Below are 12,706 nucleotides of genomic sequence, written 5' to 3' on the forward strand. Positions count from 1 at the left end.
GATCACTGCATTTGTGGTCATCCTCTCCCCCGGTACGGGCGTCATCCGAATGCTGGCGCCGGAACGCGCCTGAGCCGGCTTTTTCACAGCGCGGAGGCGGAAGATGAGCGACCGGAAAACCCTGCAAGTCTACGCGGAAGCAGCGCAGGCCTATGCCGACCGCTTTGCCCGCGCCGGTGACAGCTTTCACGATCCGGATTTCGCGGCCTTCTCCTCACGCCTGCCAGCCGGCGCCCGCATTCTGGATCTGGGCTGCGGACCGGGCCATTGGGCGGCCCGTTTCAAGGAAAAGGGCTTCAAGGTTTCTGCCATGGATGCCTCTCCCCAGATGGCGGAACTGGCAAGGTCAAATTTCGGGATTGAAGTCGAGGTAGCTACCTTCGAAGCGTTGAAGCACAAAAGAAGCTTTGATGGCATCTGGGCCAACTTCAGCCTGCTGCACGCGCCGCGGGCTGACCTGCCCGGACATCTGGCGCAGGTTCATCGCGCCTTGAACCCCGGCGGCATCTTCCATATTGGCATGAAGCTCGGAGACGGCGAAGGGCGTGACAAGCTGGGACGTTTCTATGCCTATTACAGCGAGGATGAATTGAAAAATCTGCTTCAAGACGCGGGCTTCACCGTAACCCGGACCCGCCGCGGCAATGGCCAGGGCCTCGCTGGCGGCGTTGAAACCTACGTGATCCTGACCGCCGATGCCTGAATTGTTTGCTTATACCGACGGCGCCTGTTCCGGAAATCCCGGCCCCGGCGGCTGGGGCGTTCTGCTGCGCGCCATGGACGGTGACTCCATCGTCAAGGAAAAGGAACTGAGCGGAGGCGAGGCCGAGACCACCAACAACCGGATGGAACTGCTGGCCGCAATCAATGCGCTGGAAAGCCTGGCGCGGCCCTCCACGATCACCGTGGTCACCGATTCCGCCTATGTGAAGAACGGCGTCACCGGCTGGATCTTCGGCTGGAAGAAGAACGGCTGGAAAACCTCGAACAAGAAGCCGGTGAAAAACGTCGAGCTGTGGCAGCGGCTGGACGAGGCCCAGCGCCGCCATAAGGTGACCTGGGAGTGGGTCAAGGGCCACGCAGGCCACCCCGAGAACGAACGCGCCGATGAACTGGCGCGCGCCGGCATGGCGCCTTTCAAGAAAAAGAAGGGCGCCTGATGCACGGGGCCTGCGCATGAGCTTTCTGACCCTGCTCGACTACGCCTCGGTGCTGGTCTTCGCCCTGACCGGGGCTCTGGTTGCCAGCCGGGCGCAGCTCGACATCGTGGGCTTTGCCTTCGTGGCCTGCCTGACGGCAGTTGGCGGCGGCACAGTGCGGGATCTGCTGCTGAACCGGGATCCGGTGTTCTGGATCGGTGACCCCAACTACATTCTGCTCGCAGCCACCGCCGCAGTGGCGGTGTTCTTTACCGCGCATCTGGTGGAAAGCCGGATGCGCTGGGTGATCTGGCTGGACAGTTTCGCCCTGGCGATTGCGGTGCCCGCGGGCACCGGCGCCGCGATTGCGCTGGGAAAGGAGCCGGTGATCGTTGTGCTGATGGGCATGGCGACCGGCTCGCTGGGCGGGCTGATGCGCGATGTGGTCTGCAACGAGGTCCCGCTGGTCCTGAAACAGGGCGAGCTGTACATCACCTGCGCCATGGCCGGCGCTATCACCGCCGTGCTGGCGATTTCCGCGGGGCTTGAGCTGCGGTTTGCCCTGCTCGCCTGCGCCGGTGTCTGCTGGACGCTGCGCGCGGGTTCCATCCTCTTCGGCTGGCACCTGCCCGTCTACAAAAGCCGCCCGCCCCGCAGCTGAGCCTGTTCAGGCGCTCTTGCGGCTCTCCTCCATGGCTTTCAGAAACGCCTGCCCCTCATCGCTAATCCGGGCCTTGCGGCCGCGGCGGCGGTGCCAGATCTGCGCCATTTCGTGGTATTCCCGCAGGCTGGCATCGCGCAGCAGGTCTTCCTTGATCTCCAGCGCGGCAGCGAAATTGTCGGCCAGCCGCCGGTCCTCCTCCTCGTTCCGGTCGAACTTGTGCCAGTAACCCGGCTCGATGGAGGCGGTGAAATGATTGGCCCGGCCGCGGGCCTTCTTGTTCAGGAAGCCGTCGCGTGAGCGCAGCGCGTAATGGTTGAGCTGCGCGGCGGAATATCCGTAGCTGCCGCGCACATACAGCACGCCCTCCAGCTCATTCTGCGGCAGGCGGGTGCCATCGGCCAGCTGCCAGTTCACCTCTTCCGGCGCAACCGCCAGGAAGGGGCGGTGAACGCCCATCCGCTCAAACTTCCCGTTGTTGCGGAAGGCCGTCTTGAAGAACCGGTGCTCATCCGCCTGGCCTTCCTCCGGTTCGGCCCGGACAAAGGCCTGCGGCACCGCAGGATGGTCCGCGGTCCCCACGCCTGCATTGCCGAAGATCCGCCAGACAAATGAAACCGCGTCCGCATCCTCCCGCTCAGCCAGCAAGCCTGGCAGCGTGCCGTCCGCGGTATTGATCTGCAGAAATTCGTCGGCATCCGCCACCAGCACCCAGTCGGCGGCGGCCACCTTCGGCTCATACTCGGCCCACATCAGCGCGCTTTTGTGCGGCCCGCGCCGCATCACCCGGTTAAAGCGGTGCTCCACCACCCCCATCCGGTGCAGGCAGCGCAGAATGTGGTCGGTAGGGTCGGAGCAGTCGTTTGTGAACACCACGAAATCGCTGACACCAATGGATTTATAGTGGCAGATCCAATCGAGGATATAGGCGCCCTCGTCCTTCATGGTGGTCACGATCACCACATTCGGGGTGCCGCTGCGGCCGGTATCCTGTGTCATTTTCTGCTGCTCTCTGCCTCGGGTCCCGCCGCTTCATGCTGCGGTTGCGTTATCTTATCCAACGTATCCCTTTGCGCAGCAGGAATTGCGCTTTCCCGCTGCGGCTGTGTCCCGCGCGCCTCAGCCCCGGTTATCTGCCGATGTAGCGCTGCCAGAGCCAGATCAGCAAAAGCGCCCCCAGCACCGCGCCGATGAAGCCCGCCATGACCCCCATCACCGCAAGCAGGCCGCGCAGCACCAGCCCGCCCAGCAGCGCGCCGGCCATGCCGATGCAGACCGTGGTGATGATACCGGTTTCCAGCCGCATCAGCCGCGTGGCAAGAAAACCTGCCGCGGCACCTATGATGATCAGGGCGATGATAGGCATGGCGGCCTCCGGTTACAGGCGGCTGCCCTTCAGAACCGGGAAGCCGCGCAGGAATACATCGGGATCCTGCGCGCTTTTACCTGCCCGTTGCAAGCGCAACAGCTTCACCGCACCGTTCCCGCAGGCGATGGTCAGCGCATCATCCAGCACCTCGCCCGGCGTGCCCTGGCCCTCTGCCAGCCGGGACGCCAAGAGCTTGACCCTCTGGCCTTCGATCTCGCACCAGGCGCCAGGGAAGGGCGACAGGCCGCGGATCTTGCGGTCGACCTCGGCCGCCGGACGGGACCAGTCGACCTGGGCCTCCGCCTTGTCGATCTTTTCGGCGTAGGTGACGCCCTCCGCGGGCTGCACTTCGGGTGCCAGCTCCGGCAGGCGCCGCAGGGCCTCGACGATCAGCCCGGCACCTATTCCGGACAGCCGGTCGTGCAGCTGAGCAGTGGTTTCCTCGGCCCCGATCGCAGTGGCCTCGCGCAGCAGAACCGGGCCGGTGTCCAGCCCTGCCTCCATCTGCATGATGCAGATGCCGGTTTCGGCGTCGCCCGCCATGATGGCCCGGTGGATCGGCGCGGCGCCGCGCCAGCGCGGCAACAGGCTTGCGTGGATGTTCAGACAGCCGTGCTGCGGCGCATCCAGAATGGCCTGCGGCAGGATCAGCCCATAGGCCACGACCACCGCAATATCAGCGTTCAGCGCTGCAAAAGCCGCCTGCTCTTCAGCGTCTTTCAGCGAGACCGGGTGCCGCACGTCCAGCCCCAAGGCCGCGGCGCGGGCATGGACGGGGGTTGGACGGTCCTTCTTGCCGCGGCCGGCAGGCCGGGGCGGCTGGCAGTAAACGGCAGCAATCTGGTGCCCGGCCTCAACCAGCGCGTCCAGCACCGGCACCGAGAAATCAGGCGTTCCCATGAAGATAATGCGCATTTCGTGCTCCTGCTCCCATCAAGGTCCCGCTATTGAGCACAAAGGGCTGCGCAGGCCCGCGGGGTGGCGCGGCCCGGCCTGCGGCCGGGCGGTTTTGTCTATCAGCCGGTCAGCTTCTTCGCCTTGCGGATCAGCATGTCGCGCTTCACTTTGCTCAGGCGGTCGAAGTACATCCTGCCGTTCAGATGGTCGATCTGGTGTTGCACAGAGGTCGCCTCGATCCCGACAAAATCGCGCCGGTCAATCATTCCCTGCTCGTTCAGGTAGCGGACGGTGACGGCCCGCGGACGCTTTATCTTGGCCGACACGCCCGGCAGATTGGGACTGGCCTCGTCATGCTCGCGCAGCTCGATCGAGGCATGCAGGATCTCAGGGTTTGCCAGCTTCACCGCCCGGCCGCGCTCGGCGGAGCCGTCCACCACCGCCAGCCGCAGCATCACGCCGATCTGGTTGGCGGCTAGGCCCACGCCCGGCATCGCCTCCATGGTATCGACCATGTCATTCCAGATTTCGCGGACCTCATCGGTGATCTCTGTCACCTCTTCAGCCTTGGTGCGCAGGCGCTTGTCAGGCCAGGGCAGGCAGGTGCGGACGGTCATGTCTGTATGGTTCCTCAGGCGCGGGCGCGTTCGCGCTTCAGCTTCTGCATCTTGCGGGTGATCATCTGGCGCTTCAGCGGCTTCAGGTAATCGATGAACAGCTTGCCGTTCAGATGGTCGATCTCATGCTGCACGCACGTCGCCCACAAGCCGTCAAAGGTCTCCCGCTGCGCATTGCCGCTGCGGTCCATCCATTCGACCTCGACCACCTTGGGGCGGGTCACCTCGGCGTATTGATCCGGGATCGACAGGCAGCCTTCCTCATAAACATTGGTTTCGTCCGAGGAGGAGATGATTTCAGGGTTGAACATCACCAGCGGGCGCGGATCGCCGTCTTCTTCCTTGACGCAGTCCAGCACGATCAGCCGTTGCAAGATACCGATCTGCGGCGCCGCCAGGCCGATGCCGGGGGCTGCATACATGGTTTCCAGCATGTCATCCGCCAGCACGCGCAAGTCATCGCTGAGGTCCGGCACTGCCGCGCAGACCTTCTTCAGGCGGGGATCGGGATGGATCAGGATCGGTCGTTTCATGCGCTTCATGTATGCGATCAGCCGCCCCATCGCAACGCCCCCTTGCACCTGCCGCTGCAGCGACTAGCTTCGCTTCCAATCAGAGGGGAGTTCACCACATGGATTTTGACACGATCATCGACCGCCGCGGCACCCGCAGTTCGAAATGGGACAAGATGGAGACGCTGTTCGGCGTGTCCCCGCAGGACGGTCTGGCGATGTGGACCGCGGACTCCGACTATCAGACCGCGCCCTGTGTCATCGAGGCCGTGAAAAAGGCCGCAGAGCATGGTGTCTTCGGATACTCCTGGCAGCACCCGGAATACCTGCAGGCGGTTCAATGGTGGATGAAGACCCGCCACAGCTGGGACATCGAAACCGATTGGGTGCTGACCACCCAAGGCCTGGGCAACGCCATCGCGCTGAGCCTGGATGTCTGGAGCCGGCCCGGCGACGGCGTAGTCATTTTCTCGCCCGTCTACCATGAGTTTGCCCACAAGGTGAACAAGGCCGGACGCACGGTCACCGAATGCCCGCTGGCGCGGGATGGCGACACCTACAATTTGGACTTGGACGATGCCCAGTCGCGGCTGAACGGAACCGAGAAACTGCTGCTGTGGTGCTCGCCGCAGAACCCCTCGGGCCGGGTCTGGACCCCGGAGGAGCTGCGCGCGGTAGCAGCATTTGCCCAGCGCAATGATCTGATCCTGGTCTCTGACGAGATCCATCACGATCTGGTCTATCCCGGCAGCACCTTCGTTCCGATGGATGCAGCGGCGCCCGAGGCGCGCGCCTGGACCGTGACCCTGACTGCCGCCTCCAAGACCTTCAACATCGCCGGGCAGCGGACTGGCAACATGATCATTCCGGACCCGGAGCTGCGCGCCGCGATGCGCCAGCGGCTGAACACACTGGATTACGACCCGAGCGCGCTTGGCGTCGCCATGATCACCGCGGCCTACTCCCCCGAGGGCGCCGAATGGGTGGATGCCCAGATCGCCCACCTGGAGGGCAACCGCAAACTGTTCGACGATGCGGTCAACGCGCTGCCGGGACTTAAGTCCCTGCCGCTGCAATCCACCTATCTGGCCTGGGTCGATTTCTCCGGCACCGGCATGAGCCGCGCGGAATTCATCAAGCGGCTGCGCGAGGATGCCAAAATCGCCACCTCGCCCGGCGATGGCTTTGGCACCGGCGGCGAGTTCATGGAACGCTTCAACCTGGCCACCCAGCGCGCCCGCGTCGAAGAGGCCTGCCGCCGCCTGACCGCGGCTTTCTCGGACCTGCAATAGGCATGAGACGCCTGCTGCGCCTGCTGGCGCTGGTTATTCTGACCGGCGCCGCCTGGATGGCCTGGCAGGCCTTCGCTCCGCGCCCCGTTCCGCCGCAGGCCACGGCGGTGGACCGGATCGATCGCATCCTGATCGAGAAATCCGCCCGCCGCCTGACCGCGAGCCGCGGCGGCGAGACGGTGCTTGAGTTCCCTATCGCGCTGGGTTTCGAACCGGCTGGCGACAAAATTCAGGAAGGCGACGGCAAAACCCCTGAGGGCACCTTCAGGATCGACAGGCGCAACCCCAACAGCGCCTATCACCTGTCCCTGGGGATCGACTACCCGCGGCCCGGGGACCGCGCCCGCGCGCGGGCTGCAGGTGTCAGCCCCGGCGGCGATATCTTCATTCACGGGCAGCCGAATTCGCTGGGAAACCTGATCACCTTGCCCGGCGACTGGACCGCTGGCTGCATCGCCGTCAGCAATGACCAGATGGAAACGCTGTGGCGTCTGGCAGAGATCGGAACAGAAGTGGAAATCCGCCCCTGACCTGACGTCTCAGATCTTGCCCTGCGACTGGTCAAATGGGATCAGCCCGGCGGGCGCGTCCGGCGCTTTGTAGAAATCCAGCGGCGGCGTGTCAGAGGCAAGCGTCGAGCGCTTGAACTCATACCGCATTTCGCCGCCCTCTTCCTCGCTGGCGACAATCAGGCATTGCGACAGATGACGGGCGCCGTCGTAGATGTCGACCAGCCCGCGCAGCATCGGTGCGGTTTCCGCCTCGACCGAGAATCCCGTCTTCCAGATCCGCAACACGGGATACAGCTCATTGTCCGCCATCACCCGCAGCCTGCTTTTCTTTCGCATCCCCTGCAGACGGGCGGCATCGAGCGCTTCCTGCACGGCCTTGGGAACGTAGGTATTCATAGCGGCAGCCTTCCAGATGCTTGGGATATCACAGGTCCATCTAGTCAACGGTGCGTCACAAATAGATAAAATCAAGTGAACTTTTCTGTAAAATTTACGGCAGCGCAATTTTGTTACCCCTGTGCAGAGGCGCAGAGGGCTTGCGCGCTGCGCTGCATAGGCGCCAGGCCGCGCGGTCCTTATGTTTGAGCTGCACAACAGCAGGAGCAGACACGATGGGCTTACTGGTCGACGGAAAATGGCATGATCAGTGGTATGATACCGATTCCACCGGCGGCGCCTTCAAACGCAGCGAATCGCAGTTCCGCAACTGGGTCATCGCCGACGGCAGCGCCGGCCCCTCGGGCGAGGGCGGCTTTCCGGCGGAAAGCGGGCGCTATCACCTGTACGTCTCGCTTGCTTGCCCCTGGGCGCACCGCACCCTGATCTTCCGCAAATTGAAGGGGCTGGAAGAGCATATCTCCGTCTCTGCCGTGCATCCCGACATGCTGGGCGAGGGCTGGACATTTGAAACCGACAGCCACGGCGCCACCGGCGATTCCCTGTTCGGCAGCTCCCACCTGCACCAGATCTATACCCGCGCCGATTCCGGTTACACCGGCCGGGTGACGGTGCCAGTGCTGTGGGACAAGGTGCAGAACACGATCGTCTCCAACGAAAGCGCCGAGATCATCCGAATGTTCAATTCGGCCTTCGACGGGATCACCGGCAATACCGACGACTACTGGCCGGAGGAGCTGCGCGAGCCGATCGAGGCGGTAAACGCCCGCGTCTACAGCACGGTGAACAACGGCGTCTACAAATGCGGCTTTGCCACCTCGCAGGAGGCCTATGACGACGCCGTAGAGCCGCTTTTCGAAAGCCTGGACTGGCTGGAAGATCTGCTGTCGCAGCACCGCTATCTTCTGGGCGGCCGTATCACCGAAGCCGACTGGCGGCTGTTCACCACCCTGCTGCGGTTTGACCCGGTCTACCACGTGCATTTCAAATGCAACCGCAAGCGGCTGGTGGATTACCCGAACCTTTGGGCCTTCACCCGCGAGCTGTACCAATGGCCCGGCGTGGCAGAGACCGTGGGCATGCACCACATCGTGCGCCACTATTATTACAGCCATGACACCATCAACCCGCACCGGATCATTCCGTTCAATCCAGAGATTGACTGGATGGAACCGCACCGCCGCGGCTGACCCCTGCGACCTGACGCCACCTGGCGTCAGATCCGCTTATCCTGCACCAAATAGGGAATTCACGCACTGAACTGGTTGCTTTAAGAAACGGGTAATCTCATATGGCAAGCGATCAGCCTGGAGAGAAATATCCACCGGTGATGCCCGCGATGCCAGACCGCCCGCTTGATAACGCTCCTCCGCCCCGCGATCACGGCGGCAACCTCAGCGCGGCGATGGCCGAATTCGGCGGCACCCGCAGCGGCTGGATGGACCTGTCGACGGGCATCAACCCGCATCCCTACCCGCTGCCGGACTTCACCGCAGGCGATTGGGGGGCGCTCCCCGATGCCGATGCCTTGGCAGAGCTCGAGCACGCGGCCCGTGCCTTCTGGAACATCCCTGAGCAGGCGGCCGTCCTTGCCGCGCCGGGCGCGTCGGCGCTGATCGCGGTCCTGCCGGCCCTCGCCGCGCCGCGCTGGGTGCAGATCACCAAACCCACCTACAATGAACATGCTGCCGCCTTTGAGGCTCATGGCTGGATGATCCGCGATAAAGGCCCAGCCGAAGCCCGCGTCGTCGTGCACCCGAACAATCCGGACGGCCGCCTGTGGAGCGAAGAGCAGCTCACCTCGCCGCTCACCATCATCGACGAAAGCTTCTGCGATGTGTGCCCGGATCAAAGCTTGATCCGCATGGCCGCCCGCCCCGGCGTTATCGTTCTGAAAAGTTTCGGCAAGTTTTGGGGTCTTGCGGGGATGCGGCTTGGGTTTGCCATCGGCGACCCCGAATTGATCGCCAAGCTTTCCTCCTGGCAGGGCCCCTGGGCTGTCTCAGGCCCTGCGTTGCGAACCGGCGCGCTGGCCTTGCAGGACCGCTCCTGGGCCGAAGAAACCCGCATGCGCTTTAGACAGGATGCGGCACGGCTGGATGAGCTGGTGCTGGCCAAGGGTGCCAGCTTGGCCGGCGGCACCGACCTGTTCCGGCTTTACACGGTGGAAGATGCCGCCGCCTGGCAGCGCCAGCTGGCCCGCGCCCATATCTGGAGCCGCATTTTCCCCTATTCCCAAACCTTCCTGCGCCTGGGCCTGCCGCCTTCGGACGGCTGGGAGCGGCTGGAGGCGGCGTTATGACCACCGCGTCGATGCTGGTTTTTGCCCTTTTGCTGGATGCCGCATTGGGCGAACCGGACTGGCTGTGGTCCCGCGTGACCCACCCGGCCGTTCTGATGGGCAAGGCCGTTGGCGCCCTCGACCGCAAGCTCAACTCTGGCGTCAACCGCCGCGCCAAGGGCGTGCTGGCGGTGCTGGCGTTGGTCCTGGGCGGTTACTTTGCGGGTAAATTGCTGGCGCTGCCGGGGGCGCTGGTGGAAATCCTGGTGGCTGCCGTTCTGATCGCACAGCGGTCGTTGACCGAACACGTCGCCGCGGTCGCCAAGGGCCTGCGCAGCAGCCTGGCAGAAGGCCGGGAGGCGGTGGCAATGATCGTCAGCCGCGACACCGCCGCCATGTCCGCGCCGCAAGTTGCCCGCTCCGCCATTGAAAGCGGCTCGGAAAATCTGTCGGACGGTGTTATCGCACCCGCCTTCTGGTTCCTGATTGCCGGTCTGCCGGGGCTGATCATCTATAAGGCGATCAATACCGCCGACAGCATGATCGGCTACCGCAATGACCGCTACAAGGACTTCGGCTGGGCCGCTGCCCGGCTGGACGACCTCCTGAACCTGATCCCGGCGCGGCTGACCGGTTTGCTGATCGCCTTGGCCGGCGGCCAGCTGCGCCACTGGAAAGATATCGCCGCCGACGCCCGTAAGCACCGCTCGCCCAACGCCGGCTGGCCCGAGGCTGCGATGGCGCGCGCGCTGGACACTGCCCTCGCCGGTCCGCGGTCCTATGACGGCAAGATGCGCGACTTCCCCTGGGTCCACGCCGAGGGCGCCAAAAGCGCCAGCGCCGAAACCATAACCCGCTCCGTCTCCCTGCTTTGGAAAACATGGGCAATAACCCTGGCCCTGACCATTGCCATCGCCGCATTTTTCTAGCACATAAGATCCTGTGGGAGCGGAAAGACAAGGAGCGCCAGAGTTATGCGCCTATTGCCCTTTGCCCTCGCGGTGAGCCTGCTGCCCGCAGCGGCGGCGGCCCAATGCGGCGGCGGCTTTCAGAATTTCGTCAAGCTATTGAAAGACGAGGCGGTGCAGGCCGGCTACGGCGTGACCACGGTCAACGCCTTCTTTGACGGCACCCGCCAGAACCGCCGGGTGCTTGAGGCAGACCGGGCCCAGGGTGTGTTTCAGAAACCCTTCATCGACTTTTCCCGCCGCCTGATCTCGCAGGACCGCCTGCGGCGCGGCCTGCAGATGTCGAAAAAACACGACAGCACCTTCCAGCGCATCGAAAGCACCTATGGCATCAGCCGTGGCGTGCTGCTGGCCTTCTGGGCGCTGGAAACCGATTACGGCGGCTATCAGGGCGATTTCAACACCCGCGACGCACTGGTGACGCTGGCTCACGACTGCCGCCGCCCGGAGCTGTTCCGCCCGCAGGTCTTTGCCGCGCTGGAGATGTACCGGCAGGGCAATTTCGACCCCAAGCGCACCACCGGCGCCTGGGCGGGAGAGATCGGCATGGTGCAGATGCTGCCTAGCGACATCCTGGAGCACGGCGTCGATGCGGACGGCGACGGCAAGGTCAGCCTGAAAACCTCTGCCGCCGATGCGCTGATGTCGGGCGCCCGGATGCTGTCGCACCTGGGCTGGCAGCCGGGGCAGCCCTGGCTGCAGGAAGTCACCATACCTGACGGGATGGACCTGTCGCTGACCGGAACCGCCCGCAAGAAGACCGTGGCAGACTGGCGCGCGCTTGGCGTCGCAGCGCGGGACGGCAGCCTGCCGGATCCGTCCATGCGCGCCTCCCTGCTGCTGCCGCAGGGGCACAAGGGGCCGGCCTTCCTCGCCTACCCCAACTTTGACGTCTATTTCGAGTGGAACCAAAGCTTCACCTATGCGCTGACCGCCGCCTATTTCGCCAACCGGCTGGAGGGCGCGGATGTCTATGAGGCCGGCAGGCCCGAAAGCGGGCTGAGCGGCACGCAGATGAAGCAGCTGCAAGAGAAACTGCAGGCGCGCGGCCACAATGTCGGGGATATCGACGGCATCCTCGGCGCCCGCACCCGGCTTGCCGTGCAGAAAGAGCAGGCCCGCCTTGGCCTGCCCGCCGACGCATGGCCAACCCCGACGCTGCTGAAAAAGCTTTAGCGCACCGGGAAACGCTCGCCTTTTTCGGTGATCAGGATCACCCGGCTGCCGTTGCGGACATACAGGTCGCAGCGGCCAAACCCGTTTGTGAAGTCGACGCAGATGCTGCCGTCTCCGGCAATCCGGTAGGTGCCCCAGGCCGTGCCGCCGCCGTTTTCTTGCGAATAGGTATAGGAATAGGCGCCATCCCGGCCGTAAAGCGACTCGCCGCCATCGTGAAAGCGGAAGGACGTCCCCGGCAGCGCCTCCAGTTCAGCCAGCACGAACGGGGCATCGCCCGGGCGCAGCTCCCAGTCCGCGGCCTGGGTCGCACCTGCCGTCAGGCACAAGAAAAGGGGCATGATCCGTTTCATGCCCCCACCTTAGCGTTTGTTCTCTCAGCCCGCCGTCACGATCCGGTGACAACCGCGCTCACCAGCCGATAAACTCTTCGAAATCCTGCATCGCACGGGTCCAAAGGCTGACCGTCTGGGCAAAGTCGTCCGGGCTCATCCCGTCGGCGCCCAGGAAGACATCCATCTCGATCCGCGCGGCACCCTCCTCGGAGATATAGCCGCGGGCAAAGCGGTTTTCGGTGTTCCACTCGTTGATCTTGGCCAAGCGCACGCTGCCATCGGTCTGGTAGCCCGAAAAGAATTGGATGGCGCTGCAATCGGTGTTGTTGCCGCAGCCGTAGTAATAGACCGAAAAGTCGCTGCCGTAATACTCGACCTTGACGTTCGGATCCCCGACGCTGTCGGTGGTCAGTTCCACCTTGGCACCCTCGTCCTTAAAGAAATCAGCCACGCTGTCGCCGGTCGAGGCGACCACATTCTGGGCCGACGCCGCCGCAGGCAGAACCAGCGCCACGCAGGCGGCAAATGCCTTAACTATACTCATTTTTGTC

General features: G+C 64.0%; 17 protein-coding genes. 9 read left to right on the plus strand and 8 right to left on the minus strand.

Translation table 11 applies throughout. From position 1 onward, the window contains the following. Positions 1-103 precede the first annotated feature (103 nt). The 3 genes from DAEP_RS0113000 to DAEP_RS0113010 are packed head-to-tail and all read left to right on the plus strand — an operon-like array spanning position 104 to position 1,800. Positions 104-703 (plus strand): class I SAM-dependent DNA methyltransferase, encoded by a 600-nt coding sequence (locus tag DAEP_RS0113000; RefSeq protein WP_027244933.1) that lies wholly within the window; start codon positions 104-106, stop codon positions 701-703. Continuing rightward, positions 696-1,160 carry a ribonuclease HI gene (gene rnhA / locus DAEP_RS0113005; RefSeq protein WP_008554212.1) on the plus strand — a complete coding sequence of 155 codons (465 nt, stop codon included), beginning with the start codon at positions 696-698 and terminating at the stop codon, positions 1,158-1,160. Before DAEP_RS0113000 ends, rnhA begins: the two co-directional genes overlap by 8 nt. 16 nt (positions 1,161-1,176) lie before the next feature. After that, positions 1,177-1,800, plus strand: coding sequence for a trimeric intracellular cation channel family protein (locus tag DAEP_RS0113010; protein ID WP_008556246.1), 624 nt, complete (start codon positions 1,177-1,179; stop codon positions 1,798-1,800). Between the two features lie 6 nt (positions 1,801-1,806). Here the strand turns inward: DAEP_RS0113010 and DAEP_RS22710 are convergent, their stop codons facing one another. The 5 genes from DAEP_RS22710 to def (DAEP_RS0113035) form a co-directional block, all read right to left on the minus strand. Beyond that, entirely contained in the window at positions 1,807-2,799 is a 993-nt protein-coding gene (locus DAEP_RS22710) for a glycosyltransferase family 2 protein (protein WP_051337395.1), read from the minus strand. 130 nt (positions 2,800-2,929) lie between these two features. Next, complete coding sequence (locus DAEP_RS0113020) at positions 2,930-3,166, minus strand: hypothetical protein (RefSeq protein WP_008556103.1); 237 nt, start codon at positions 3,164-3,166, stop codon at positions 2,930-2,932. 12 nt (positions 3,167-3,178) lie between these two features. After that, the gene (gene fmt, locus DAEP_RS0113025) at positions 3,179-4,084 is read right to left on the minus strand and encodes a methionyl-tRNA formyltransferase (RefSeq protein WP_027244934.1); all 906 of its coding nucleotides are present in this window, start codon (positions 4,082-4,084) and stop codon (positions 3,179-3,181) included. Positions 4,085-4,185: 101 nt separating this feature from the next. Continuing rightward, positions 4,186-4,683, minus strand: coding sequence for a peptide deformylase (gene def / locus DAEP_RS0113030; protein ID WP_008555947.1), 498 nt, complete (start codon positions 4,681-4,683; stop codon positions 4,186-4,188). Positions 4,684-4,697: 14 nt separating this feature from the next. After that, positions 4,698-5,216 carry a peptide deformylase gene (gene def / locus DAEP_RS0113035; RefSeq protein ID WP_027244935.1) on the minus strand — a complete coding sequence of 173 codons (519 nt, stop codon included), beginning with the start codon at positions 5,214-5,216 and terminating at the stop codon, positions 4,698-4,700. A gap of 98 nt (positions 5,217-5,314) precedes the next feature. Between def (DAEP_RS0113035) and DAEP_RS0113040 the strand changes: the two genes are divergently transcribed. Both DAEP_RS0113040 and DAEP_RS0113045 read left to right on the plus strand, forming a co-directional pair. After that, positions 5,315-6,487, plus strand: a complete 1,173-nt coding sequence (locus DAEP_RS0113040; protein WP_027244936.1) for a MalY/PatB family protein — start codon at positions 5,315-5,317, stop codon at positions 6,485-6,487. A gap of 2 nt (positions 6,488-6,489) precedes the next feature. Next, positions 6,490-7,017 (plus strand): L,D-transpeptidase family protein, encoded by a 528-nt coding sequence (locus tag DAEP_RS0113045; RefSeq protein WP_027244937.1) that lies wholly within the window; start codon positions 6,490-6,492, stop codon positions 7,015-7,017. A gap of 9 nt (positions 7,018-7,026) precedes the next feature. Here the strand turns inward: DAEP_RS0113045 and DAEP_RS0113050 are convergent, their stop codons facing one another. Then, on the minus strand, positions 7,027-7,395 hold the full coding sequence (locus DAEP_RS0113050; protein ID WP_008554398.1) for a hypothetical protein: 369 nt from the start codon (positions 7,393-7,395) through the stop codon (positions 7,027-7,029). Positions 7,396-7,610: 215 nt separating this feature from the next. Here DAEP_RS0113050 and DAEP_RS0113055 point away from each other — a divergent pair, with 215 nt between their 5' ends. The 4 genes from DAEP_RS0113055 to DAEP_RS0113070 all read left to right on the plus strand — a co-directional run bounded on the left by DAEP_RS0113055 (position 7,611) and on the right by DAEP_RS0113070 (position 11,820). Then, entirely contained in the window at positions 7,611-8,585 is a 975-nt protein-coding gene (locus DAEP_RS0113055; protein WP_027244938.1) for a glutathione S-transferase family protein, read from the plus strand. A gap of 149 nt (positions 8,586-8,734) precedes the next feature. Next, positions 8,735-9,697, plus strand: coding sequence for a threonine-phosphate decarboxylase (locus tag DAEP_RS0113060; RefSeq protein ID WP_027244939.1), 963 nt, complete (start codon positions 8,735-8,737; stop codon positions 9,695-9,697). Further along, positions 9,694-10,605: an adenosylcobinamide-phosphate synthase CbiB gene (gene cbiB / locus DAEP_RS0113065; protein WP_027244940.1), complete on the plus strand. Its 912-nt coding sequence runs from the start codon at positions 9,694-9,696 to the stop codon at positions 10,603-10,605. The genes DAEP_RS0113060 and cbiB overlap by 4 nt, the downstream gene beginning before the upstream one ends. Positions 10,606-10,650: 45 nt before the next feature. Beyond that, positions 10,651-11,820 carry a lytic murein transglycosylase gene (locus DAEP_RS0113070; protein WP_027244941.1) on the plus strand — a complete coding sequence of 390 codons (1,170 nt, stop codon included), beginning with the start codon at positions 10,651-10,653 and terminating at the stop codon, positions 11,818-11,820. On the opposite strand, the gene DAEP_RS0113075 is transcribed toward DAEP_RS0113070, so the two are convergent. Together DAEP_RS0113075 and DAEP_RS0113080 are read right to left on the minus strand one after the other, a co-directional pair. Beyond that, a complete protein-coding gene (locus tag DAEP_RS0113075; RefSeq protein ID WP_425411768.1) occupies positions 11,817-12,161 on the minus strand; it encodes a hypothetical protein in 345 nt (114 codons plus the stop codon). The genes DAEP_RS0113070 and DAEP_RS0113075 overlap by 4 nt on opposite strands. Positions 12,162-12,231: 70 nt before the next feature. Beyond that, positions 12,232-12,699 carry a YbjN domain-containing protein gene (locus DAEP_RS0113080; RefSeq protein WP_027244943.1) on the minus strand — a complete coding sequence of 156 codons (468 nt, stop codon included), beginning with the start codon at positions 12,697-12,699 and terminating at the stop codon, positions 12,232-12,234. Between the last annotated feature and the right edge of the window lie 7 nt (positions 12,700-12,706).

This window comes from Leisingera daeponensis DSM 23529 (genome assembly GCF_000473145.1).
GTDB classification, from domain to species: Bacteria; Pseudomonadota; Alphaproteobacteria; order Rhodobacterales; family Rhodobacteraceae; genus Leisingera; species Leisingera daeponensis.